Origin of the sequence: Fructobacillus broussonetiae, from assembly GCF_018437275.1 — a bacterium.
Taxonomy (GTDB): domain Bacteria; phylum Bacillota; class Bacilli; order Lactobacillales; family Lactobacillaceae; genus Fructobacillus; species Fructobacillus broussonetiae.
Window position 1 is genome coordinate 58,875 of record NZ_JAAMFK010000004.1, and the last position, 24,554, is coordinate 83,428.

The following is a 24,554-nucleotide window of genomic DNA, read 5'->3' on the forward strand; positions in this document are numbered from 1 at the left end:
ACGGGTGCGGAGGCGACTTTTATAATAATTTAAAAAGGGTGGCAAGCGCTATCCTTCATGGAGAACGATATGATTTTACCCGAATTAACCGCCGAGTTTGACAAGAACTTCAAGGCAAAAACGCCCATTCAAGAGGCCTTATTCGAACGCTTGAGCGAAGGGGAATCCCTCTTTGGTTTGGCACCAACCGGTTCTGGAAAGACCCTGGCCTTCGCCTTGCCTTTGCTGTCACGTCTTGATTTGTCAAAGAAGGGCCACCAACTCTTAATCTTGGCGCCTTCCCAGGAATTGGGTGCGCAGTTGGCCCAAGTGATTCGCCCTTATGCTGCTTTGATTGGTGTCAAAGTCGCTGCCTTGATCGGTGGTGCGAATGGAAAGCGCCAGGCCGACAAGTTAAAGAAGGAAAAGCCAGCCGTCGTGGTTGGAACGCTTGGCCGGATTCAAACGATGATTGACGGAAAGGCCTTGAAGACCAACAACTTCTCGATGTTGGTGGTGGACGAAGCCGACGCGACGTTGACAGACGAACACAAAGACGATTTGGAAAAGTTGGCTGACAACTTGCCAAACTTGAAGCAGGTCACACTCTTTTCTGCCACTTCTGGTGTCAATCTGGCCTGGGTGCAAGAACTCTTCGGTCAGTCCGTAAAGCCCGTTTCCGTTGGCCAACAGTCGCCAAAGGAAATCGCGCACACCTACTTGCACGTTGACGCTCGTTCAAGCCACAAGGTCTTAATCGAACTGGCCCGTCGTCACGTTCAAGCCCTCGTGTTCTTCAACTCCATCAACGCCTTGGTTGCCGCACAGGCAGCTTTGCGTCACGAACACGCCTCCGTGATGTCCGTTGGAAACAACGAGAAGTCCCACTTGAAGCGAGCAGACGCCTTGCAGGCCTTCAAGAAGGGCAAGCTGGACTTGCTCTTGGCCACGGACGTTGCTGGTCGTGGACTGGATATTAGCGGTTTGCCACTCGTCGTAAACGCGCAGGTGCCACGTAACTTGACGGCCTACTTGCACCGCTCTGGTCGTACCGGTCGTGCCGGCATGCCTGGTCAGGTGTTGATGCTTGGAAACGGCCACGACATTCGACTGTTGAAGCAATACCTTCCTGACGAATTGGAATTGGATAAGTTCTCTTGGGCATCCGTTGATGACAAGAAGACGAAGGCGGCTTCTGCTGCGCGTCGTGATCGCTTTGCTGATTGGGAAGATGATGGTGGCAAGGAAGGTGATGACCGTGTCGCAGACGAACTAGCACCACGCTCGATTGCCTCAACGAAGAAGCAAAAGCCGGGTGCACGGTCACAGGTTAAGCGTTCTAATGATGGTGCTTCTTCTGTTAAGAGACCTGGTCAAGGCTTTGCGGCTAAGAAGGCTGCAGCTCGCAAGAAAAACGATCCAGAGGCCCAAAAGAAGGTGAAGCAAAAGCACCAAGCCCGTAAGAAGAAAAACAAGGGTAAGCCTAAATGGGCGCAAAAAAGAGACTAATTTGTAAGAAAAAAAGCCACGCTAAGGAAAGCGTGGCTTTTTATATTTGGAAGATAAGTGGCTTCTTCATGTCGTCTTAGACTGTCGCCGATTTAGTTGGCCTTGTTTTTCATTGCTAAGAAGTAAAAGGGAACGGCCAGGACTAACGCACCGAGTCCCCAGAGTAAATTGCTTGGTGCAACATGGCTGAGCAGCCAGAAGGAAGCCAACAATCCGACAATGGGGATGAGTGGTCCAAACGGAATTCGGAAACCGTTTCCGTCGTGTGCCCTCTTTTTACGGAAGACAAGAACCGCTAGAATGGTTGGAATAAACTGGGCGAAGCGAGAGACAGCCGAAATCTGTGCTAACACCGCAAATGATCCGGAAAGGGCAATGATAAGCGAAGCGGTTCCCGAAACTAGGATAGCAACGAAGGGCGCCTCACGTCGGTTCTTCTTCTTTAGGACGACTGGCATCATCCGATTTTCTGCCAAGGCGACCCCCGAACGCGGTGAAACGAAGGATGAGGCGATGCAGAGCCCGCCGATGGAAAGTAGTGTTCCAAGGGAGATGAGGTGGCCACCGAAGTTACCAGCGGCGGCCTGGAAGGTGTCTCTCAGTGGAACCGTTGAAGTGGCGAGCTGATTACCTAGGACACCGATGGAAGTGACCATCACCAGAATGTAGACCGTTACGACCGTTGCAAGTGAAATCAACAGGGCGCGTGGCAGGTTCTTCTGCACGTTTTTCATGTCACCGGCCGTGATAACCACTCGCTCAAAACCAGAGAAAATGTAGAACAGAGTAATCGCCGCCGTTGCAAAATTCGGCACCGTCGTGAGCTTCGAAATGAAGAAGGGGTCAAAGTGTGCGGGCTTGATAAAGAAAAGTCCAACGATGATAACCAACAGAATTGGCGTGAGTTTTCCAACGGTCACCACGTTAGAAATGATGGTGGTGAGGCGAACACCAGAGATGTTTAAGGTGATCAAGAAGAGGTAGAGACTAACGATAATGATAATCTTGGCACTCGGGTTCGCCAAGGCGGGAAAGATACCACCCAAAGCCGTTGCAAAGGCGGTGTACATCGTTCCTTCCGCAATAATCCAAATTGCCCAGGTCACAAAACCAACCTCGTAGCCGACAAAGTGTCCGAAGGCCTCTTTGGCATAGACGTACGCGCCACCGGTTTCTTTAAAATAGCTGGCACATTCCGCAAAGCAAAGAGCAATGCAAAAAGCGAGCGCGGCATCAAAGAGAAGGACCAGGATACTTGCGGGACCGAAAAGCTTCATACCAGTTGATGGAAGTAAGAAGATTCCTGAACCGATAATCGCGTTAATCCCAAACAAAATAAGGGAGAAGAACCCCATTTTTGATGCTGCTTGTTTTTCCTGTGCCATGATACTCCCAAGTTTCGACTGAATTTTTTAAAAGAATTCATTTTTTTAAAGCAAAAACGTTGTTTTTATTATAGAAAACTTTGCACCCGTTGTCATGCTGATTTTCCCATGTTAAAAGAAAAGTAATTTTTACTAAACTTTTTTCAGAATTACATTCAAAAAAGGGGGCGAGTACGCCTGTTATTTAGGGGGCGCTATGCTAAAATATGAAAGTGTGTACGCTCTTTTTATAGTGCATAATGAGTGCTAAAAAAGACGTTGAAAAAAGGATTGCCGGAGGAAGAGACATGCCTGAATTACCAGAAGTCGAAACGGTTCGTCGTGGTTTGACCGCCTTGGTTAAGGAGGCCATCATCGAAAAAGTTGACCTACCCTATCCAAAGGCGGTGACTTCTGATTTGAAGGCCTTCCAGCAAGAACCGGTCGGTCGAACAATCGAGGCCATCGAGCGTCGCGGGAAGTACTTACTTTTCCGTCTATCCGGCAACGAGACCATCGTCTCTCACCTTCGCATGGAAGGGCAGTACTCGGTGGAACCAAAGGGGTCAACACCTCACAAACACACCGAGGTCATTTTTACGTTAAAAGACGATCGCGTCCTTTTTTACAATGACACCCGTCGTTTCGGTCGTATGACCCTGGTGAAAACGGGTGACGAAATGACACAGGTTTCGGGTTTGAAGGATCTTGGTCCCGAACCAACGGAAGAGACCTTAAGTCTCGACTACATGAAGGAAATCTTCAAGAAGTCGAAGCGACTGATTAAGCCCTTCTTGCTTGACCAGTCAAACATCGCCGGACTCGGTAACATCTATACCGACGAGGTGCTTTGGCAGACGAGAATTCATCCCGAAACGACAACGGATAAGATCTCGAGCCAAAAGATTCGCGAACTCCGAGAAAACATCATTAACGAAATTGCCCGGGCCACAAAGCACCACGGAACAACGGTCCACTCCTTCTCCAACGTCTTTGGAGAGGTCGGCAAATTCCAAAACGAACTCGACGTATACGGTCGGGCAGGGTTGCCATGTCGACGCTGTGAAACACCTTTGAAGAAGATTAAGGTGGCCCAGCGAGGCACGACCTTCTGTCCAAAGTGCCAAAAGAAAAAGTAAAAAAATCGTTATGCTACAAGTTGAACCAATTTCACGTAAGCGCGTCAAAGTGACCGCTAAAAAACAATTAAAAGAACACTTCAAAAAGGGACTCCAAGCGACTTGGCCCATCATCTTCATGCAGTTGATTCAAACGGGGATGTTAGTCTTTACGCTTTACATGTTCTACCGGGGATACGTTTTGTCCCAGTCGGGGGTGAGCGATTCGGGTGCTGACCTGTACTTCTCACGCACGGTGTCTGGGGCCATTGCCCTTTTGGTTTCCTGGTCGGCAAAGTGGGCGATTATCGATGCCTTTCAAAAGCCTGATCGAAAGCTTTCATGGGCTTCTGGTTTACAGGCCTTTTCATTCAAGACCTTCTTCCCAGCCTTCCTACTCGCTTTCGTTTCGAAGATTTTACTCTTCTTCTGGTCCTTGTTGATTTTGCCAGCCATTGTAAAGGTCTTTTCATACTCGCAGACCTATTACGCCTACAAGATGGATCTGCTCTTCGACCGTAAGCAAGCGTCTTTGACGGACTACATCACCATCTCACGACGCGTGATGAGCGGGCGCAAACGGGAACTATTCTTGCTTGAATTGTCCTTTATCGGTTGGCACCTATTCGGTTTGTTAACGTTTGGTTTGGGCTACATTTTTGTCACGCCCTACATCAACACTTGCCGCGTGGTCTACTCAACACAAGTATTTTCAAAAGCAATTGAAGGGGTATTGAAATGAGAGTCATTGCGATTACGGGAGGCATTGCCTCAGGTAAGTCCTTTGTGACGAATCAAATCCGAAACGCTGGGTACAAGGTGATTGATGCCGATTTAGTGTCCCGCCAAGTGGTTGAGCCTGGAACACACACCCTGGAAGAAATTAAGTCTGCCTTTGGCGACCAAATCATTTCAAATGGTGTTTTAGACCGGAAGGCCTTGGGTGAAAAAGTCTTTTCCAACCCAGCTTTGTTAAAAGAGCTCACCAACATTACGGCGCCAGAAATTCGCTCAAGCATTCAGGACTCGCTTTCGTTTTTTAAAATGAAGGGCGAAGAAGTAGTTTTCTGTGCGATTCCGCTTTACTTTGAACAAGGATATGACCAGAGTGGCTGGTTCGACCAAGTTGTCGTGGTTGTCTCGGACGAACGCGTTCAACTCGACCGCTTAATGGCCCGTGATGGATTGGAAGAATGGGCGGCCCAGACTCGGATTAAGTCACAGATGCCAAATGCCGAAAAGAAACAAAAAGCAGACGTTGTCATTGAAAACAACGGAACGGAAGAAGAATTACAAAAGCAGGTTTCAGCCTACTTACAAACTTTGAAGGAGAACTAAATGGTTGAGCAGCAAACAACAGAATTTCAAGCAAGCACGCCCTTTGTTTTAGGCGCTGATAGCTCGATTTCTGCTGCCGATTTGGGCTTGGTTTTCAATTTATACATGCCGTTTTTGGGGCCTAAGGCCTTTGCGCTCTACCAGTTTTTGGTTGAAGAAGAAGCGGGTATGGAGCTAAAGGGAAAGCGTTCCTTTAGCGACCACTACTTGATCATGGATTCTCTTTCCATGTCCGTCCCTGATCTCGTTCGTGCCAGGCACGCGCTAGAAGCAGTGTCACTCTTGAAATCGTATTCTGGCACTGCCATGGGTTCTGCAAGCTACCGCTATGTTTTAAAGCGTCCTTTGACAGCCGCTGCCTTTTTCAAGGAAGACTTGCTCTCAGGACTTCTCTTCCACTACGTTGGTGAAGAACGCTACCTGGCGTTAGCTCAGCGCTACCAGGGGCGCAAGGGGAAGCCGTTAAACGATGAAGTTGACCAGTCGGCTTCCTTCCTAAAAGTCTTTGGCATGCCCGAAGCTACACAGAAGCCGACGGTGAGTGTGGCGGATGGTACGGCTGCAGTAGAAGCGGGAGACTGGGGCAAGGTCGGGTTTGACTTTGTCGGGATGTGCGAACTCGTGCACGGAACGACGAAGGAAACCCTCGATCAGTACCTCGACCTCATCATGACCCAGCAGGTCCTCTACGGATTGAACGAATCTGAGATGGCAACGGCGATTACGCGTTCGATTAACTTAGACGACCACGATTTGAATAAGAAGGCTTTCTTTGCCTACTTGATGCAAAACTGGGATAGTCGCCGTCAAAGCGAACAGATGGCGGATTTGAACAAGAATAAACTGTCAACCAAAAGTGCTCCTGAACAAGGATCAATAACGGAACAAACGTCTGGAACGCGCCAGCCAAAGAAAATGATGGCGCCAAAAAGCGCTGCCCAAAAGAAACAACTCCAAGCATTGTTTGATTCAGCCAACGCGCTGTCCCCGTTTGAGTTTGCAAACGACATTAAGCAGCGAAACAACGGCTTTATCTCGAGTGATGAGTCAGCAACGTTGTCTTACTTAATTAACAAAAAGACGCTCCCTGTACCTGTTATTAACATTATGATTTACCATGTGTTGATCAACTTGGACCGCGCCGTCTTATCAAGGCAAACGATGGACACAATCGCAAATGATTGGGGTAAAAACAACGTGCAGACTGTGCAAGACGCGGTCGCAGCCATTGAAGCCTACCAAAAGAAACGCTTGGCGAATTCACGAGGACCACGTAACTGGTCAAATCGACCAACGAAGCAGGAACCTGCTTTTGCTAAAAACAAGGAAACGCAGGATTCGGTTGATCAAGAGGCCGTTAAGCGAACGCTCGACATCGTGAACAAGTACAAGAAAAAGGATTGATTTTCATGCAAGACTTAGGAACCGTTCTGAAAGAATTTATGAAGCGCTACCCCGCGATGACGGAGGGTGCCACCGCGCAAACTTTAAAGCGGATTCAAGCGGATCCAGACATTCAACAGTTCTGGACCGAACACCAAAGTGAATTGAAGCAAGACGCCCTCGTGGTTTCCATGATGGACCTCTTTGAATTCATGCGGGAAAAGAGTCGGGAACAAGACCCCAAAAAGGCACTTTATCCTGGCTATCGTCCAACTTTAGTTGTTGAAAAGGGCTATCCACACGTTTCTTATGAACCAACAAAGCAGTTGGTAAAGCAGATGAAGCAAAAGCAATTGTTGACCGCCTTTGCTGTTCCAAAGTCTGCCCTTAAGGCTGATTTAAGTGAAGTTGTCCAAGATTTCGTGCAGGACTCAGGACGAGCAAAAGCCATGAACGTCGTGGCGGATACACTGAGCCATTTGATTGAAAAGAAGCAGACAAAAAGTGACCGCTTTATCCCTGGTGTGTACCTTTCTGGTGATTTTGGGGTTGGGAAAACCTTCTTGATGGGGGCTTTTGCCAATTCCTTAGCAAACAATGAAATTCCTGTGATGATGGTGCACTGGGCATCGGTCATTGAAGATCTCAAGGCCACGTTTAAGAAGAAAAATGATGAATCATTGAAAACGATGGTTAATCAAATGAAGCAAGTATCGGTTTTGATTATCGATGATATTGGTGCCGATACGTTAACTTCTTGGTCGCGTGACGCTATCTTAGGTGTTATTTTGGAATACCGGATGCAACACGAACTGACGACTTGCTTCACGTCAAACTTTGAAATGGATGGGTTGCAGGATTACTTGGCCCAAACCAAAGATGGTGTTGAGCAGGGGAAGGCGGCTCGTTTGATGCAACGTGTGCGTTTCTTGTCTGAACCACTCCAAATGAGTGGTGAAAACCGTCGTTTGATGCGTTAATAAAGAAGGTTACTTATGCAAGCAGTCATTAAAAAAGCAGCCATTCTGCTTGGAATGGCCTTGCTCTTCTTTTTCTTTGGTCGAATGGACAGTGCTTTTTACCAACAGCCGGTTGGTGAAGTGCTGTCTCAAAAGACCAGCTTTGTTTCCGATAGCCAAGATGAACACGGAAATCAAGATCAATCTTATAAACAAACGTTAAAAGTCAAAGTCATCAATCGCTCGAATAAAGTGGTTGAAATCGAAAACGACTACCTGTCCTCCAAGGCTGAAAGTAGTCGTTATCGGGTACATGACCAATTGCTATTGAGTAAAATTGGTAGCCAGTACCAAGTCGACATGCCCAAGCGTGATTCGCTCCTCTTTGGCTTGGTAGCCTTATTGTTAACGGGCTTGTACATGGCTTCCGGACGAAAGAAGTTCTCTTATTTAACCCTGGCATTAGTATTCAACGCGATGTTGTTCTTATCGGTTGTCATCTGGGACGCTCGTTCAAGATCACTGCCGGTACTCGCTCTTTTTGTTATTTTGGCCGTGCTTCTATCAGCCATTGCTCTGGTATTCGTTCTCGGTCGAACGAAACAGGCCTTCATCACCTGGGTGTCGACTTGCCTGGCGACCTTGTTAGCGCTTGTCGCGATGGCTTTGGCGATGACGGTCACCGGGGGTGCTGGCGTTCACTTTGAGACGATGTCTTACGTGACCCAGGTACCCGCACCAATCTTCTACAGCCAGGCTGTCATTGGTGTCCTTGGCGCTGTTATGGACGAGTCGGGTGACATTGTTGCAGGTCTTTTTGGAATGCAGCGTGAGTCAGCAAACCGGACCTTTTCGGAATACTATAAGTCCGGTTTGTCTATCGGAAAGGAAATCTTAGGTACCTTAACAAACGTGCTCTTCATGATTTTCATTGCTGAAACCATTCCGATGGTTGTGTTGATGCTTCGAAATGGCAATAACTGGAGTTATATCTTGGATCAGGCAATGAACTTAGGTATCCTACAGACGGTGGTCTCTGCTCTTGGAATTGTTTGGGCTGTTCCGGTGACAGCCTTCCTGGCTGCACGTCGTCTGACCAAGGAAAAGGAGGTAGCAAAATGAATGCGATTTTACTGTTAATCATTTTGCTCTTCTTGTCACTTTTTTGGATTGGTAAGAAGCAGGGGATGCTCACATTCTTGGGACTCTTCTTAAACTGCTTCTTATTGTTCTTGCTTATCACACTGGTTAACTGGGGATTTTCACCACTCGTTGTGCTCGTTGTGATGTCCGTGTTAATTCTATCCGTTGCGATTTTTCTATCAACTGGGCGGAGCCGCGTTTTAACCATCACCTGGCAGTCGGCGATTGTCGTGCTTGGCTTCATCATCTGCTTGGCCTATCTCGCTGAATACCTGGGCTACTTGCAAGGCTACACTTTGGAGAACTCGGATGAGTTGGAAGGCCTCTCAATGGCGGTCGGCATTGACTTTAGTAACCTGGCCGTCATCGTTATGGTCATTTCAGCGCTTGGTGCGATTGCGGAAGCCGCGATGGCCGTGACAGCCGATCTCTTTGAGGTGGTTGAACGGACACCTGAAATTAGCCTGAAAAACTTGAAGAAGCAGGGACAGGTCATTGGTTCTCAAATTCTCGGGACGGCGATTAACACGCTGTTCTTCGGGATGCTTGGTGCAAACATTCCGCTGTTTGTCTGGTTCTTCCGCCTGCACTATTCGCTTGCGGAATTTCTGAACGCGAAGTTGCTGATTTTTGAAGTGGTGACCATGCTCCTCGGAATGCTTGGAATCCTCGCGGCTATTTTGGTGGCAAACTACTTGGTTGAACATGCTTTTGCAAAAGAAGGAAGGGAGATTCTAAATGAATCAGACATTTACGTTGATTGAAGAAATTACTCGTAACGACGGTTCCGTCTACTATGAGTTAGGAAATGTTACGGAGAATTCCCGCGCAGAATACGCAGCGGACCACGGTTTCATCAAGGAAGTCCGTATCTTGAAGATGAACGTTCCGCGTTCTTCCCACTTGGAAAAAGTCGAAGCCTACCTTAATGAAACCTACGAGGAATTGCCAATTGAGTGTGATCACTTCCCTGAATGGAAGAAGACACCTGAAATTCAAAAAGAGATGGACCAAATTCTTTTAGACAACAAGTTGGGGTAACGTGCTTTCGTTAATCTGAATTTGCTGGGCTGAAGCGCTTGATATTTAGCTCATCTTTCTTTATAATCATAAGCGTTGTTTAACGCTTAATGGTGGTATAGCCAAGCGGTAAGGCATGGGTCTGCAACACCCTGATCACCGGTTCGATTCCGGTTACCACCTCTATGTACGTCCGTTTCTCAGTGTGACTGGAAGCGGGCTTTTTGTTTGAAAAAAGATGGAATAAAAAGGCATGTAGCTCGATGCTGCATGCCTTTTTTGATTTAGCGTTTGCACCAGAAGAAACCAAGGCAACTAACCAAAAGCGTCGTAAGACCAAAGCCAAGCTTTGATATCTTGCTAGATATTTGATCAGACAGCTTATACTCGATTGTTTCCATTCCTTTGATAATTGAATCAAGCTTAGTGTTTTGCGACTCGATTCTTTCACTGAGAACGCTTGTTGTGGTTTTTAAATCGGCGATGTCTTTTTGCATGTCGTTTTGACGTTCTTCTAACTTATCAAAACGTTGATCGACCTTCTCAAAACGCTGATCGATTTTATCGAAACGTTGGTCTACTTTATCGAATCGTTCATCGACTTTTTGGAAACGTTCATCAATACTTTTACTTAGCAGTTTAAATTCGTTTTGCGTGACATGGTTATTGTTCTTTGAATCCGTCATGTGTTTTCTCCTTTACTTTCATCTGCTGCTAAAGAATAGTCCTAAAATAGCAGCGACGATTGTAACGACACCAATAATTTGGTTCCGGTTCGAACAGGCTAGTTTTTTATCTAATATGAGACTTAAGTTATCGACTTTACCGTTTAAGACAGTTCCTTGAATTTCCATATCTTTACGTAAAATGGCCATTTCATTCGTTAATTTATCATGGGAACGTTCAATTTTATGAGTGAAGTCCTGGAATTCTTGGTGAGTCACGTAGTCATTTGGCTTTCTTGTTTCTTGTACCGTCATTTAGTCCTTCCTTTCCTTGTCAATCGTTGGGTTATACTTTAGAAGCGAATAAATTCTCTTTCTTTTTCCCTTCGCGGGATTATACGTCGGAAGTTAGTGGTTATGGTTTTGATGGAGAAAAATTTCTGTCTTCATTATATTTCCACAGCACGCCAAAAATTATTCTGATAATGAATGTTACAGAAACTGTGTAGAATAATAATACAACCTGTAAAAAAGTGAGCAAGTTGGCTATCAAAGTAACATTAAAAGAATATAAAAGTTTCTATTGAGCCTTTTTGACAAAATAAATATTGAGCAAATTGGCCTATTTTGTATAAATATGTGTTATACTATAAGCAATTATTCAAGCGAATAATGGAATAGGAGATATAATTCATGGGAATGCGTGTAGATAATTTTGTTCATCCCGATGAACGAAAGGTTGTTGATGAACGTCGGATTAAGATGCTGAAGTTGTTCTCAAAGATTGCAACGGCAATGTGTATCTTGATGTACGTTTCATACATCCCACAGATCCAGGCTAACTTCTCTGGAAATCCAGTTAACCCACTCCAGCCATTGGTTGCGATGATTAACGCCACCCTTTGGGTTGGGTACGGTTGGTGCAAGACTTACAAGGATTGGCCAATCATCATTTCTAATATTCCGGGGGTTATCTTCGGATTGGTAACCGTTGTGACGGTTTACATTCACTAATCGAGTTATTTGAGTCGCTGCATTTTGCAGCGGCTTTTTTGTTGCCTGAAAAAGTCGAGGACGTACCTTGCGCGCGTTTCTTTTCTCGATTACTGGTGGTAAAATATTTCTTATCAAAGAGGGGGGTGCTTATGGCCATTTCAGTTGAAGATTCAGTCGACGTTTTGTCCGGAGTCGGGCCTAAGCGTCTACAGGCCCTGCAGGACTTAGGAATTTTTACCATTTATGATCTGCTGTCCTACTATCCCTTCCGTTACGATGACATGGGCGAGCGCTTACCATCCCAAACAATGGATGGTGAAAAGGTGACCTTCAAGGGTGTGATATCCACACCACCCGTTGTGCGACGCTTTGGGAAGCGTTCGCAAACGGTGATTGGTCTGTTGGTTGACCGGGAAAACGTTCGCGTGACGTTTTTTAACCAACCCTGGATTGCCAAGAACCTGGAGGTTGGACAAGAAGTTGCAGTCTATGGAACGTACAACGCTGCACGGGCAGCGATGACTGCCATTAAGTTGGTGCCAGCATCGATTGATGGCCTGTCACCCATCTACCCGGTTTCAAAAGCCATTAAGGCTAAGACAGTGGCTGAACTCGTGGAACAGGCCTGGGGCCAAGTTCGCGGTCAGATGGATAACTTGGTGCCAAAGCACCTTCGCGAGAAGTACCGCTTGTTAGACAAAAACGAGCAGGTTGAATACAGCCATTTTCCAAATGACAAAATCGAGGCGAAGGCTGGTCGTCGCTCGGCTGCCTTCGAGGAGTTTTTCCTTTTTCAGATGCGCCTGCAACTCATTAAGCAGGCCGACCAGCGTTTCTTAGGCGAAGCGCTGAACTACGATCGTAAGGCCGTCTCTGACTTTATCAAAGCCTTACCATTCGAACTGACCAATGCGCAGAACCGAGTGGTTGACGAGATACTCGCTGATCAAGCTTCGCCACAGCACATGAACCGTTTGCTGCAAGGAGACGTTGGTTCCGGTAAGACGGTGGTCGCTGCCATTGCCATGTTTGCTTCGGTAACAGCCGGAAACCAGGCTGCCATCATGGCGCCAACCGAAATCCTGGCCCAGCAGCACGCAAAGGGGCTCGCTAAGCTCTTTGATGCTGCGGGCATCGATTTGCGCGTGGAACTGTTGACCTCCGGATTGAAGGCTGCGCAACGTCGCCAGATTCTGGAAGACCTTGAAAACGGCGACATCGACGTTGTCGTTGGAACCCACGCCCTTGTGCAAGAGGGCGTACACTTCCACCACCTGGGCGTTGCTGTGATTGACGAACAGCACCGCTTCGGAGTGAAGCAGCGTGCAAAGTTACGTGAGGGTGGGGTCAACCCGGACATCCTGGCGATGACCGCCACACCGATTCCTCGGACTTTGGCCATTACGGCCTACGGCGAGATGGAAGTTTCCGTGATTGACGAGCTGCCGGCTGGGCGAAAGAAGATTATCACGAAGCAACTGCCAAACCGTCAATACGACCAGGCTTTGGCCATGCTGAAGGAAGAGTTGGCCAAGGGGGCACAGGCTTACATCGTCACACCCCTGATTGAAGAGTCGGAATCACTGGACGTTCAAAACGTGACGGCGGTCTACCAAGATTTGCAGGACGAGCTGCAGGAATACACGGTCGGTTTGCTGCACGGTCGCTTACCAAAGGAAGATAAGGACGCCTTGATGGCCGGCTTCTCGGACAACCAAGTTCAAGTTCTTGTTTCGACAACCGTTATCGAAGTTGGGGTCGACGTGCCAAACGCGTCGATTATGCTGATTCTTGATGCCGACCGTTTCGGGTTGGCGCAGCTCCACCAGCTTCGTGGCCGTGTTGGTCGTGGTGACCGCCAGTCCTACACGATTTTGCTGGCTGATCCAAAAACGGAATACGGAAAAGAGCGCTTGCAGGCCCTGGTCGACACGACCGACGGCTTCGAGTTAGCGCAAAAAGACTTGGAGCTTCGTGGTTCTGGTGATATTCTAGGAACGAAGCAGGCCGGTGTTCCAGAGTTCCAAGTGGGCGATCCTGTAAAGGATTTGACGATGCTCACCATCGCCCAGGAGGAGGCTTTGAACCTCGTTAGAGAAGACGGCTGGGACCGCGAGGAAGACAACCAGGCTTTGGTTGAACATCTCTCAAAGACAATGGCTTCCTTCCGCCACTTTGACTAAGAGCGCCAGCAAAGTGGGCCTGGTCCGGGTCGGACTTTTACCGTCCGGGTCTGACTAATACAAATGAAAATTAATAATGAATAACTGAGACTACAGGAGAAATGTTTTGATTAAGATTGCAATTGATGCCATGGGTGGCGATCACGCCCCAGAAGAAATCGTGAAGGGTGTTGAAATGGCCCGTGACCGTTACAAGGACCTGGAATTCATGCTCTTTGGAACGGAAAGTGAAGTGAAGCCTTTGATTCAATCCATGGAACGTTTGGAACTTATTCCAACGAACGAAGTGATTGCGATGGGGGATGAACCCGTTAAGGCGATGAAGGAAAAGCAGGACTCATCATTGGTCCAAGCCGCAAACGCCGTGAAGGCAGGAAAGGCCGACGCGCTTTTCTCAGCTGGTAACACGGGGGCAATCTTGTCATCAGCCATCTTCATCGTTGGCCGTATCCGCGGAGTGGAACGTCCAGCCTTGGCAACGGCCTTTCCAGCATTTGGCGGACCACACAAGGAATTCGTGTTCATGGACTTGGGCGCAAACGCTGAAAACAAGCCATCACACTTGTACCAGTACGGTATCTTGGGAACCTTCTACGCGGAATCCGTTATGGGCATCGACAACCCACGCGTTCGCTTGTTGAACAACGGTGGGGAAGAAGATAAGGGTGACGACGTCCACAAGGAAGCCCACCAGTTGATGAAGAACACGGATGCCTTTAACTTCTTGGGTAACGTGGAGTCACGTGAAATCATGGAAGGAACGGCTGACGTGGTCGTTGCGGACGGATTCTCAGGAAACGCGACGTTGAAGGCCATTGAAGGAACGGCCTTGACGATGATGGGGCAGATTAAGGAATCCATTAAGGGTTCAGGAATCCGTGGCCTTTTGGGAGCCTTGTTGTTGAAGCCGGCATTGAAGGCGATGAAGCACAAGATGGACTTCCAGGAAAACGGGGGAGCCGTGGTGCTTGGTGTGAAGGCACCGGTTGTGAAGACGCACGGTTCAGCAAAGGCAAACGCTGTGGCAAACTCAATGGGTCAAATCCAGACGATGGTGGAAGAAAACCTTGTTGGAAAGACGACGGACTTCATTAAGGAAAACGCCGATAAGCTGAAGGTGAAGAAGGCGGCAAAATAAGTCGGACAATTGACTGATTTTTGTGTTAGTATAAGACTCGATTTAAAACCTTGAGGAGAATGTTCAATGGCCTTATCGAAGGAGCAAATTTACGAGCAAATCAAAGATGAAGTTGCTAATCGTTTTGCGATTTCTGCGGACAAGATTGAACCAAACGCGGACTTCGTGGAGAAGATCGGCGCGGATTCAATTGACGTGGTCGAATTAGTGGTGGAGTTGGAAGACGAGTTCGACATGGAAGTGCCGGACGAGGAGCTGGACGACTTGACGACGCTGAACCAGGTGACTGATTACGTGTATGCGCACCAGGGTAAGTAAGTTTTTTACGAAAAAACGGGCCCGTCCCGTGCCCTCCCCAACATCACGCCAACCGCATCCTGCGCGTCCAACTAAAAAACGCCAGGGGGACCAGACGAGCTTAGGCACCCCAATGCAGGCTGCGCTCCAGCAGCAGGTGGAATCGATTTCCATCACCGCCTTCAACCGTCCTTTCACCCATGAAGCGGTGTGGAACGCCCGTTTGCAAACGACTGGCGGTCGCTACCACCTGAAAGATCATCACCTGGATTTTAATCCCAAGATGAAAGATCAACCGGACTTTGATGCTATCATCAAACACGAGCTGTGCCACTACCACCTCCATTTGCTGGGGCGGGGCTACAAGCATGCCGATGCGGACTTCAAAGCCCTGTTAAAGCAGGTTGGCGGTTCGCGCTACGCACCAGACGTTGGGGCAAGGCGCACGGTAAAACGCAAGTACCACTACACCTGTTCAAACGGTCATCTTTTTGACCGGGCCAGGCCGGTGGATACGAAGCGCTACCGTTGTGGTCGCTGCCGAGGAAAGCTCACCTTAGTGAAAAAGGATGACTAGGCCGGCCTGAAGCTATCGAACGGCTTGATGTGGATTGGTCGCGCACGCGACCGACTTTTATAAAGCTCGCCTCAAAATGACTGCCGTTAAGGCCAGGGTACGCGACGGACTTTTATAAAGCTGCCTCAAAATGGCGGGCGTTTAAAGCCAGCGCACGCGCCCCGCTTAAAACCTCACCAACCACCTCAGAAAGTGGCCGTTTAAAGTCAGCGCACGTGACCCACTTGAAACAAAACAGTAATTTAGAAAAGCACGGGACAATTTGCGACCCCGTGCTTTTTTTGCTAAGATATTTTAAGAATAAAGCGCTTTCAAAAGAGGGTGGAAAAGACGATGGACGAACAGAAGAAAAACGCAACAATTTATGACGTGGCCGCAGCGGTCGGGGTCTCACTCGCAACCGTTTCCCGCGTTGTGAACGGCTCGGATAGTGTTCGGCCAGCCACCCGTGATAAGGTGTTGGCTGCCATCGAAGAATTGGGCTACCAGCCAAACGCCGTGGCCCGTGGTCTTGCGTCAAAGAAGACGACGACGGTTGGGGTGGTGATTCCAGATATCACGAACCTTTTCTACTCCGAGCTCACCCGCGGAATCGACGACATCGCACGTATGTACCAGTACGACGTGCTGTTGACGAATACGGACGATGAGGAAGAGCAGGCGATGACGGCCATCAAGAACCTGGCGCAAAAGCAGGTGGACGGCATTATTTACATGGGAACGAAGTTGTCAGAAAAGGTCCTTTCGGCCGTTCGAGCAACTGGGGTTCCGGTTGTTCTGGCTGGATCAGTGGCCGGGGATGGTGCTTTGCCATCCGTGAACATTGATTATACGGCAGCTTTTCAAGAAATCACGACGAAGTTTTTGAACAAAAACCACAGTCGTGTGGCCTTAGTGCTTGGTTCAAAGGACCGGACAATTGACGAGAAGTTCCGTTTGGAGGGCTACAAGAAGGCCTTGGAAGAAGCGGGCGAAAGCTTTGATGAAAGCCTGGTGTTCACGGGGGCAAAGGGCTATGCTGCGGGTCAGAAGTTGGCTGCCCAAATTATCGAGCAGAAGGCCCAGGCCGTGGTGGCCTACGAGGACGAAGTGGCACTTGGAATCTTGAACGCGGTGCAGGACGCGGGGTACAAGGTGCCGGAGGACTTGGAGATTATTTCATCAAACAACACGACGTACACGTTGGTGGCGCGTCCGGAGTTGTCGTCGATTAACCAGCCGAAGTACGATATCGGAGCGGTGGCGATGCGGATGTTGACGAAGCTGATGAATAAAGAAGAAGTGGGCGAGGACCAGGTGAAGTTGCCATATACGTTGGTGGAACGCGCTTCGACTATGTAAAAAACGCGCGACCAGCCGGCCGCGCTTACAAACGCCCAGCGGCACCCGGATCACACCGGGCGCCGCAAAACAAAGCTAGCTGTTCTTGGTTAGCTTTTTTGTTTAGAATGAAAATAAAGTAATTGCCTTTTTTAAAAGCGTCAACTAAAATATAACAAGCTAGAATATACGGAGGGAAGTTCATGAAGAACATTCGTAGCTTATCAGCATTCTCATTGGTGCTGTTATTTATCTCATTTACCATGTCGATTTCACAGTCGACGATGACCACCGCGTACCCAATTTTGATGAAGCAGTTTGGCATTGACGCCGCTGCCGTCCAGTGGGTGACGTCCGGATTCATGGTGGCCATGACCTTGGTGATGCCTTTGTCACCATGGTTGCTCGATAACTTGAAGTTGCGCACCCTGCTCAACTTGATTGTTTCCACCTTCTTGGTGGGGACGGCGATTGCGGTGGTCACGCCAAACTTCTTGGGTGTTATCGTTGGTCGTTTGTTGGAAGGAGTGGCCGTTGGTGCGCTCTTCCCAACCTACCAGTCCGTCATTATGGAAAACACGGACGAAGCCAACCGTGGAATTGCCATGGGAGCCGTTGGTTTGGTGATGTCATCCGCCTTGGCAGTTGGGCCAATCGTTTCTGGAATTGTCTTGCAGTTCGGAACTTGGCGCTTGCTCTTTGCTTTCTTCTTCGTGGTCTTATTGGCCTTGATTTTGTCCGTTCAAGGAAAAATCAAGAACACCCACGAATTGAAGCCACGCAGCTTTGATTTCTTGTCATCCTTTTTGCTCATCGGTTTTGCCGGTTTGCTCTACACGATTTCCATCTTGCCGAGCCAAGGATGGTCAGCACCTTTGGCCATCACGCTCATCATTTCCGTTGTGCTCTTGGTGGCCTTTGTTGTTCGCCAACTGAAGGAAAAGACGCCGTTCTTGGATTTGCGTGTCTTTAAGTACCGCGGCTACTTGTCAGCGATGCTTCTCACTGGAATGTCATACTCTGGTTTGATCACCGCAACGGTTATCATGCCTTTGTACTTCCAGAAGGTCTTTGGCTTTGCGCCAATCATCTCTGGTTTCTTGATGATTCCAGCCGCCGTCTTCTTGTCCTGGTTGAACCCACGGGCTGGTCGCTTGCTTGGTCAAATTGGTTTGCGCCCCCTCGTGTTGATTGGATCATCCATGATGGTTTTGGGTTACTTGACTTTGGCTGTCTTTGGAACGAAGTTCTTCCTCTTGGCCATCGTTGGGGCCATGTTGCTTGAAGGTGGAAACGCCTTCATCATGATGCCAGCCGTGACGGCTTCATCAAACGCCTTGCCAAAGGATTTGATCTCACACGGAACGGCAATCATCACGACGATGCGCCAGTTGATTGGTGCCTTGTCCATCTTGGTCGCTGGAATCTTAATCGGATTCTTCTTGAATGACCACACCTACGGTATGTCATTGAATTTGACCGCCGCATGGTTTATCTTGATTCCGTTGTCAGGCTACCTCTTGGCAACCCGCTTGCAAGTTAAAAAGTAAAAACGTGAAACAGTCAGTCCCGTTCGGGTCTGACTTTTTTACTATTCTTTTTACTAGCCTTTTTTAAAAAGGTTTTGTAAAATAGGAATAATATATTGAATAGTAAACAGCATGGCATTTAATTGTGGAGGCTATTTTGGCAAAGAAACCGTTTCTGATTGGAATTACCGGTGGGTCTGGTTCGGGTAAAACAACCGTATCGAAGGCCTTGATTACGCGTTTGTCGGATAATCATCCCATCTTGCTCCAGCAGGATGTCTACTATAAGGATCAGTCCGACAAGCCGATGGAAGAACGGATGAAGACGAACTACGATCATCCCGATTCCATTGAAACCGACCGTTTCGTGGAAGACTTGAAGAAGTTGATTAACTACGAAGCCGTTGATACGCCGGTTTATGATTACGCGGAACACACGCGTTCTTCTGAAACCACCCACGTCGAACCAGGTGACGTCGTCATCGTCGACGGTGTTTTGTTGTTCAATGATGCCCGTGTCCGTGACCTCATGGATTTGAAGGTCTACGTTGATACCGATGATGATATCCGCTTCATCCGCCGTCTCCAACGAGACACGCACGAACGTGGCCGTACGGTGGAAGGCGTGATCGAACAGTACACGTCAACGGTTAAGCCCATGCACAACCAGTTCGTTGAGCCAACGAAGCGCTATGCTGACATCATCGTGCCAGAAGGTGGTGGAAACTTCGTGGCCATCGACATGTTGATGAACCAGGCCATTGCCATGGTGAAAAAAGAAGATTAATTCAAAAAGACCCGCGCAAGCGAGTCTTTTTTTATTCTTGAAAAAGTCCATTCCGAACCAAAAAAGACCCGGATCACACCGGGTCTTTTCATTTGAACTGAAAATGTTTTTCTTGATTGAAGATTGGACCTTATCTGTCTCGCCGCGTTCCTTCAATCACGTCACGCATCGTGTCGACCACGGCCTGTGTGGCCTTTGGCAACTTGGAACCGGCTAAGGTGAAGAGCGTATCCACGATGGTCAGTTGGGCGATCAGCGATGACATGGATTCGGAACGGTAGTTCACTTCTTCGGCTAGTGAGAGCAAGACGATGTCTGCCATTTTGGCCAAAGGAGAATCCGCAAAGGAAGTGATGGCGATGAAGGGCACTTGGTGTTCCTTTAACTTCTGCGCCAAGAACAAGGTGTCGTCGTTTCGACCGGAGTGGGAGATGACAACGGCCAAATCCTGTGGTGTTAACTTAACGGCCTGCATCAACTGGATGTCGTAGTCCGGGTGGGAGATGACATCGATTGGGGTACGCAGGAACTTGTGGTAGGCGTTGAAGGCAACGATGGAAGAACCACCGATACCAAAGAAACCAACGCGCTTAGCTGAGACAATCCAGTTCAAAGCCTTGTCCAAGCTTTCGGAAGGAAGGGCGTCCGAGGTCATCATCAAGGCGTTTTGAGCACCGGAGAATACCTTTTTTGCAATCGCCTTGGTGTTATCGTCATCAGATATTTCACCGAACAAGTCCAGCGGGGCTTCCTTTTGCTTGTAGGAAGCAAGGGCCATAGAGAAGTCACGGTAGGATGAAAAACCAATCTTCTTAACGAAGCGGGAGATGGAAGCCGTTGAGACCTTTGTCTTTTCGGCCATCGATTGAATGGTGTCGGAAGCTGCTTGATCCAAATCTTCTTTAATGTATGAAACAAGCTTGCTTTCGGTTTGATTGTAGTTGTTTGGGCCTTGGCTCAGTTGAGCAAGGATGGCCCGGGCCTGACTTTCTTTCATAAACACGTCCTCTTAATAAGATAAGTTTACCCGACATGAAACTTATTTTCAATTTTCGTCTTGTATTATGTAAATGATTTTCATATAATAGTAAGCGTAGTATAAAGATTATATTTAAAAAGAGGTAATGAACATGAAGTTTGCCATGATTGGTCTTGGAAAGATGGGTCTTAACTTGGTTAAGAACGCTGTCGACAACGGCCACGAAGTTGTTGCATTTGACTTGAACAAGGACTTTGTTGCAGAAGCAGATGCTTACTCAGACAAGGTTGAAGGTGTTAACACGTTGGATGACATGCTTGCAAAGTTGCCATCACCTAAGGTTGCTTGGGTTATGGTTCCTGCAGGTAAGCCAACGAACTCAACGATCGACACGTTGATCGAAAAGATGGACAAGGGCGACATCATCATCGATGGTGGAAACTCAAACTACAAGGACAACCTTGAACAAAACAAGCGCACGACTGCCGCTGGTATCAACTTGTTCGATGCTGGTACGTCTGGTGGAATGTCAGGTGCACGTAACGGTGGAAACTTCATGATCGGTGGAGACAACGCCGAAGCATGGAAGACGTTGGAACCATTGTTCGAATCAATCGCCCAAAAGGACGGTTACTTGTACACTGGTCGCCTTGGTTCAGGTCACTACTTGAAGATGGTCCACAACGGAATCGAATACGGTATGATGCAAGCCATCGCCGAAGGTTTCGAAGTATTGGAAGCTTCACAATTCGACTACGACTACGAAGCAGTTGCTAAGTTGTGGAACAACGGTTCAGTTGTTCGTTCATGGTTGATGGAATTGATCGAAGAACAATTTGCTAAGGACCCTAAGTTGTCAGCAATCTCTGGCCGCATGCACTCATCTGGTGAAGGTAAGTGGACGGTTGAAGAATCACTTGACTTGGAAGTTCCAGCACCAGTTATCTACTTGTCACTTGCTATGCGTTACCGTTCATTGCAAGAAGACACGTTCACTGGAAAGGTTGTTTCAGCTTTGCGTAACGGCTTCGGTGGACACGCAATGGACTCAGCTAAGAAGTAAGACTTCTCGTCCATATAAAAGCTCCCGCGCTAGGGAGCTTTTTATTTGCTAGGATACGTAAGCGTTAACATTTAAAAATCGCTGAAATGCGCCATGCAACTTTGCTAGAAATGGAGAAATGACATGGATTACATGATTGGAATCGACCTGGGTACCACGTCGACCAAGGCCGTCTTGTTTGACGACCAAAACCAAGTTGTTGCTCAAGCCAACTACGGTTATCCGCTTTACCGCGAAACAACCGATATGGCTGAAGAAGATTTGGATGAAATTTTTGTTGCCTTCACCAACGCCTTGGGCGCTGTGGTCCGCAAAGCAGAATTGTCAAAGGGAAACACCATTAAGGCCGTTTCCTTCTCATCTGCCATGCACTCACTTATTGCCTTTGACAAGGACTGGCAACCATTGACCCGAGTGATCACTTGGGCCGACACCCGTGCCGTGAACTACACGGAAGAATTGAAGGCTTCTGGTCAGGGGATGGAAATCTATCAAAAGACCGGTACGCCAATTCACCCAATGGCACCTTTGTCAAAGATGCTCTGGTTGAAGAACGATAAGCCAGAAATCTTTGAAAAGGCTGCCCACTACTTGGGTATCAAGGAATACTTGTTCCACCGCCTCTTTGGTTCAAACAAGATGGACATTTCCATTGCTTCGGGTACTGGAATGTTTAACATCTTTGAACTCGACTGGGACAAGCAAGCCTTGGAAGTCACTGGTGTGAAGAAGGAACAGTTGCCTGAAACGGTTTCACCTTACGAATACGAAACCAACATGAACAAGGAATTGGCAGCTGTTTTGGGATTGCCTGAAGACACACCGTTTGTTTACGGTGCCGGTGACGGACCTTTGTCAAACCTTGGTGTCGACGCCGTTCAACCTGGTGTTGCGGCCATCACGATCGGTACGTCAGGTGCCATCCGTGTTGTTTCGGACAAGCCGGTCATCGATCCAAAGGGTCGTACCTTCACGTACGCCTTGGATAAGGACCACTGGGTTGTCGGTGGACCGGTTAACAACGGTGGGGATGTCTTCCGTTGGGCAAAGGACAACTTGTTTGATGCCGAGAAGTCCACGGCCGCTTTGCTCGGTCAAGACCCTTACGATTTGATGACTGAAATTGCTTCAAAGATTCCTGCTGGTTCAGACGGTTTGCTCTTCCACCCATACCTCGGTGGAGAACGTGCACCAATCTGGGACGCCAACGCGCGTGGTTCATTCTTCGGTTTGAATCACGGACACACGCGAGCAAACTTGCTCCGTGCCGTCTTGGAAGGAATTACCTTTAACGTCTACATGGTCTCATTGGCCTTGGAAGAAGTGGTTGGCTCATTGAAGTCCATCCAAGCAACGGGTGGTTTTGCCCGTTCACCACTCTGGCGTCAAATGTTTGCGGACATTTTCGAACAACCAGTGACGGTTCCGCAAGCCTTTGAATCAGGTGCCTTGGCGGCCGTTGTGGTTGCCCAAAAGGCGCTTGGCCAAATCGATGACTTGTACGAAATTTCAAAGTACATCGGTAAGTCCAACACTTACCAACCAGATCCGAAAAACTTTGAAGCTTACCGTGAACTCGCACCAATCTTCATCCGCTTGTCACGTCAGCTTCAAACGGAGTACGACAACATCGCCGCTTTCCAACGGAAGCACGTAAAGCCTTCCGATAACAAGTAAATAGGAGAAAGGGGCCAAAAGCCCCGGGACAAATACTATGGAATTTATCATGTTAGCGTTGTCCATCTTGCTTTTGCTGGTTTTGATCACCAAATTCAAGTTGAACACGTTTGTATCATTAATTATCACTGCCTTCGTATTGGCTTTGCTCTTGGGTATGAACCCAGAACAAATCCCTAACGCGGTTGGTATTAACGGAATGGGTAAGACCCTTGGACAAAACGCCGCCGTCTTCATCTTCGGTGGAATGATCGGGCGTTTGGTTGCCGATGCCGGTGGATCATACCGAATCGCCAAGACGTTGATTTCTTGGTTCGGTTTGAAGCGCTTGCAGTGGGCCGTGTTGCTCGCCTCATTCATCATCGGAATCTCAATGATTTTCGGTGTTGGAATGGTGCTTTTGATTCCAATCGTCTTTGCGGTTGCCATTGAAGCCGGTGTGCCACTCTTGTACTTGGGTGTTTCTATGACGGCTGCCTTGTCATCAGCACAAGGATTCTTGCCTCCACAACCAGCCCCAACGGCGGTTGCAAACGAAGTGCACGCCAACATCGGTTTGATGTTGATCCTTGGTTTGATCGTGGCCGTTATCACGGCCGTTGTTGCTGGTCCAATCTTTACGAAGTTGGCCCAGAAGTACGCGCCGGATGCCTTCCAATTCAAGGAACACATCGAAGCGGTTGGTGAAGTGAAGGAATACGACTTGGATAAGACGCCATCATTTGGTCTTTCCGTTTTGACTTCTGTCTTCCCACTTCTCTTCATGATTGTGGCAACGGTTTACAAGTTGGTGGTCACTGGCGGAGTTAAGCCAGCGCATCCAAGCGTGACTTACCAAGTCATTGACTTCTTGGCTAACCCAGCCATTGCCATGACGATTTCATTGATCGTGGCCATCTTTACGATGGGAACGATGCAAAAGCGTGACATGAAGACGGTTGCTTCTTCATTGAACGAAGGAATGAACGCCGTTTCTGGAATCTTGCTCATTGTTGGTGGTGGAGGTGCCTTGTCAGGTGTCTTGGTTTCATCAGGAATGTCAAACAAGATTGCTTCATTGTTCCAGTCATCTGGTTCAATGTCACCAGTCATGATTGTGCTCTTTGCTTGGGCGGTCGCCTCAATTCTCCGTGTCTCAGTTGGTTCTGCCACTGTTGCCGGAATGACGGCTGCTGGTGTGGTAACTGGTATCTTGAACGCCGCACCACACAACGAAATGCTCTTCGTCTTGGTTGCCTTGGCAATCGGGGCTGGTTCATTGATTGCTTCTCACGTGAACGACGCGGGATTCTGGATCTTTAAGGAATTCTTCGACTTGACGGTTAAGCAAACATTCCAAATCTGGACGGTTTTGGAAACCGTTATTTCATTGACAGGTTTGGCAATCATCTTAATTTTGACGGCGATCTTAGTCTAAAAAACGAAACCACCGAAAAAATTCGGTGGTTTTTTTGTAACATGTTTTGCATTTTAGTTAATCTCTGGTAAAATAGTGACCATCGGTGATTATATTGTGATGGTCACTTTGAA

The 24,554-nt window shown here is 48.1% G+C and carries 24 protein-coding genes and 1 tRNA gene; 21 read left to right on the forward strand and 4 right to left on the reverse strand.

Features of this window, described 5'->3' with window-relative positions; translation table 11 throughout:
* Positions 1-69: 69 nt before the first annotated feature.
* Positions 70-1,488, forward strand: a complete 1,419-nt coding sequence (locus G6R29_RS03980; protein WP_213809066.1) for a DEAD/DEAH box helicase — start codon at positions 70-72, stop codon at positions 1,486-1,488.
* 92 nt (positions 1,489-1,580) lie between these two features.
* On the opposite strand, the gene G6R29_RS03985 is transcribed toward G6R29_RS03980, so the two are convergent.
* Positions 1,581-2,873: an APC family permease gene (locus G6R29_RS03985; protein WP_213809067.1), complete on the reverse strand. Its 1,293-nt coding sequence runs from the start codon at positions 2,871-2,873 to the stop codon at positions 1,581-1,583.
* 287 nt (positions 2,874-3,160) lie between these two features.
* Between G6R29_RS03985 and mutM the strand changes: the two genes are divergently transcribed.
* The 9 genes from mutM to G6R29_RS04030 all read left to right on the forward strand — a co-directional run bounded on the left by mutM (position 3,161) and on the right by G6R29_RS04030 (position 9,996).
* Positions 3,161-3,991 carry a bifunctional DNA-formamidopyrimidine glycosylase/DNA-(apurinic or apyrimidinic site) lyase gene (gene mutM / locus G6R29_RS03990; RefSeq protein WP_213809068.1) on the forward strand — a complete coding sequence of 277 codons (831 nt, stop codon included), beginning with the start codon at positions 3,161-3,163 and terminating at the stop codon, positions 3,989-3,991.
* Between the two features lie 10 nt (positions 3,992-4,001).
* Positions 4,002-4,712 (forward strand): DUF975 family protein, encoded by a 711-nt coding sequence (locus G6R29_RS03995; RefSeq protein WP_213809069.1) that lies wholly within the window; start codon positions 4,002-4,004, stop codon positions 4,710-4,712.
* Entirely contained in the window at positions 4,709-5,308 is a 600-nt protein-coding gene (gene coaE / locus G6R29_RS04000; RefSeq protein WP_213809070.1) for a dephospho-CoA kinase, read from the forward strand. The genes G6R29_RS03995 and coaE overlap by 4 nt, the downstream gene beginning before the upstream one ends.
* Positions 5,309-6,712, forward strand: coding sequence for a DnaD domain protein (locus tag G6R29_RS04005; RefSeq protein ID WP_213809071.1), 1,404 nt, complete (start codon positions 5,309-5,311; stop codon positions 6,710-6,712).
* 5 nt (positions 6,713-6,717) lie between these two features.
* Positions 6,718-7,671: a primosomal protein DnaI gene (gene dnaI / locus G6R29_RS04010; RefSeq protein ID WP_213809072.1), complete on the forward strand. Its 954-nt coding sequence runs from the start codon at positions 6,718-6,720 to the stop codon at positions 7,669-7,671.
* A gap of 15 nt (positions 7,672-7,686) precedes the next feature.
* Positions 7,687-8,772, forward strand: a complete 1,086-nt coding sequence (locus G6R29_RS04015) for a YibE/F family protein (RefSeq protein ID WP_213809073.1) — start codon at positions 7,687-7,689, stop codon at positions 8,770-8,772.
* Entirely contained in the window at positions 8,769-9,557 is a 789-nt protein-coding gene (locus G6R29_RS04020) for a YibE/F family protein (RefSeq protein WP_213809074.1), read from the forward strand. The genes G6R29_RS04015 and G6R29_RS04020 overlap by 4 nt, the downstream gene beginning before the upstream one ends.
* A complete protein-coding gene (locus G6R29_RS04025) occupies positions 9,532-9,834 on the forward strand; it encodes a hypothetical protein (protein WP_213809075.1) in 303 nt (100 codons plus the stop codon). Before G6R29_RS04020 ends, G6R29_RS04025 begins: the two co-directional genes overlap by 26 nt.
* A 91-nt stretch (positions 9,835-9,925) precedes the next feature.
* Positions 9,926-9,996 (forward strand) — tRNA-Cys (locus G6R29_RS04030).
* Between the two features lie 101 nt (positions 9,997-10,097).
* On the opposite strand, the gene G6R29_RS04035 is transcribed toward G6R29_RS04030, so the two are convergent.
* Together G6R29_RS04035 and G6R29_RS04040 are read right to left on the reverse strand one after the other, a co-directional pair.
* Complete coding sequence (locus G6R29_RS04035) at positions 10,098-10,499, reverse strand: DUF16 domain-containing protein (protein WP_213809076.1); 402 nt, start codon at positions 10,497-10,499, stop codon at positions 10,098-10,100.
* A gap of 18 nt (positions 10,500-10,517) precedes the next feature.
* Positions 10,518-10,793 (reverse strand): hypothetical protein, encoded by a 276-nt coding sequence (locus G6R29_RS04040; protein WP_213809077.1) that lies wholly within the window; start codon positions 10,791-10,793, stop codon positions 10,518-10,520.
* Positions 10,794-11,177: 384 nt separating this feature from the next.
* On the opposite strand from G6R29_RS04040, the gene G6R29_RS04045 reads away from it, so the two are divergent.
* From G6R29_RS04045 to udk, 8 genes are all read left to right on the forward strand, one after another.
* Positions 11,178-11,492, forward strand: a complete 315-nt coding sequence (locus G6R29_RS04045) for a hypothetical protein (RefSeq protein WP_213809162.1) — start codon at positions 11,178-11,180, stop codon at positions 11,490-11,492.
* 131 nt (positions 11,493-11,623) lie between these two features.
* Entirely contained in the window at positions 11,624-13,657 is a 2,034-nt protein-coding gene (gene recG / locus G6R29_RS04050) for an ATP-dependent DNA helicase RecG (protein WP_213809078.1), read from the forward strand.
* A 109-nt stretch (positions 13,658-13,766) separates the two neighbouring features.
* Positions 13,767-14,795 carry a phosphate acyltransferase PlsX gene (gene plsX, locus G6R29_RS04055; protein ID WP_213809163.1) on the forward strand — a complete coding sequence of 343 codons (1,029 nt, stop codon included), beginning with the start codon at positions 13,767-13,769 and terminating at the stop codon, positions 14,793-14,795.
* 66 nt (positions 14,796-14,861) lie between these two features.
* A complete protein-coding gene (gene acpP, locus G6R29_RS04060; RefSeq protein WP_213809079.1) occupies positions 14,862-15,113 on the forward strand; it encodes an acyl carrier protein in 252 nt (83 codons plus the stop codon).
* 112 nt (positions 15,114-15,225) lie between these two features.
* Entirely contained in the window at positions 15,226-15,669 is a 444-nt protein-coding gene (locus G6R29_RS04065) for a SprT family protein (protein WP_238476886.1), read from the forward strand.
* A 333-nt stretch (positions 15,670-16,002) separates the two neighbouring features.
* A complete protein-coding gene (ccpA, locus tag G6R29_RS04070; RefSeq protein ID WP_213809081.1) occupies positions 16,003-17,010 on the forward strand; it encodes a catabolite control protein A in 1,008 nt (335 codons plus the stop codon).
* A 182-nt stretch (positions 17,011-17,192) separates the two neighbouring features.
* Positions 17,193-18,539: an MFS transporter gene (locus G6R29_RS04075; RefSeq protein ID WP_213809082.1), complete on the forward strand. Its 1,347-nt coding sequence runs from the start codon at positions 17,193-17,195 to the stop codon at positions 18,537-18,539.
* A 136-nt stretch (positions 18,540-18,675) separates the two neighbouring features.
* The gene (gene udk, locus G6R29_RS04080; RefSeq protein ID WP_213809083.1) at positions 18,676-19,305 is read left to right on the forward strand and encodes a uridine kinase; all 630 of its coding nucleotides are present in this window, start codon (positions 18,676-18,678) and stop codon (positions 19,303-19,305) included.
* A gap of 130 nt (positions 19,306-19,435) precedes the next feature.
* Here the strand turns inward: udk and G6R29_RS04085 are convergent, their stop codons facing one another.
* Positions 19,436-20,302: a MurR/RpiR family transcriptional regulator gene (locus G6R29_RS04085; protein ID WP_213809084.1), complete on the reverse strand. Its 867-nt coding sequence runs from the start codon at positions 20,300-20,302 to the stop codon at positions 19,436-19,438.
* Positions 20,303-20,435: 133 nt separating this feature from the next.
* On the opposite strand from G6R29_RS04085, the gene gnd reads away from it, so the two are divergent.
* The 3 genes from gnd (at position 20,436) to G6R29_RS04100 (ending at position 24,441) form a co-directional block, all read left to right on the forward strand.
* Complete coding sequence (gene gnd, locus G6R29_RS04090) at positions 20,436-21,347, forward strand: phosphogluconate dehydrogenase (NAD(+)-dependent, decarboxylating) (protein ID WP_213809085.1); 912 nt, start codon at positions 20,436-20,438, stop codon at positions 21,345-21,347.
* Positions 21,348-21,470: 123 nt separating this feature from the next.
* Positions 21,471-23,024 (forward strand): gluconokinase, encoded by a 1,554-nt coding sequence (gntK, locus tag G6R29_RS04095; RefSeq protein ID WP_213809086.1) that lies wholly within the window; start codon positions 21,471-21,473, stop codon positions 23,022-23,024.
* Positions 23,025-23,061: 37 nt separating this feature from the next.
* Positions 23,062-24,441: a gluconate:H+ symporter gene (locus G6R29_RS04100; RefSeq protein WP_213809087.1), complete on the forward strand. Its 1,380-nt coding sequence runs from the start codon at positions 23,062-23,064 to the stop codon at positions 24,439-24,441.
* Positions 24,442-24,554 lie beyond the last annotated feature (113 nt).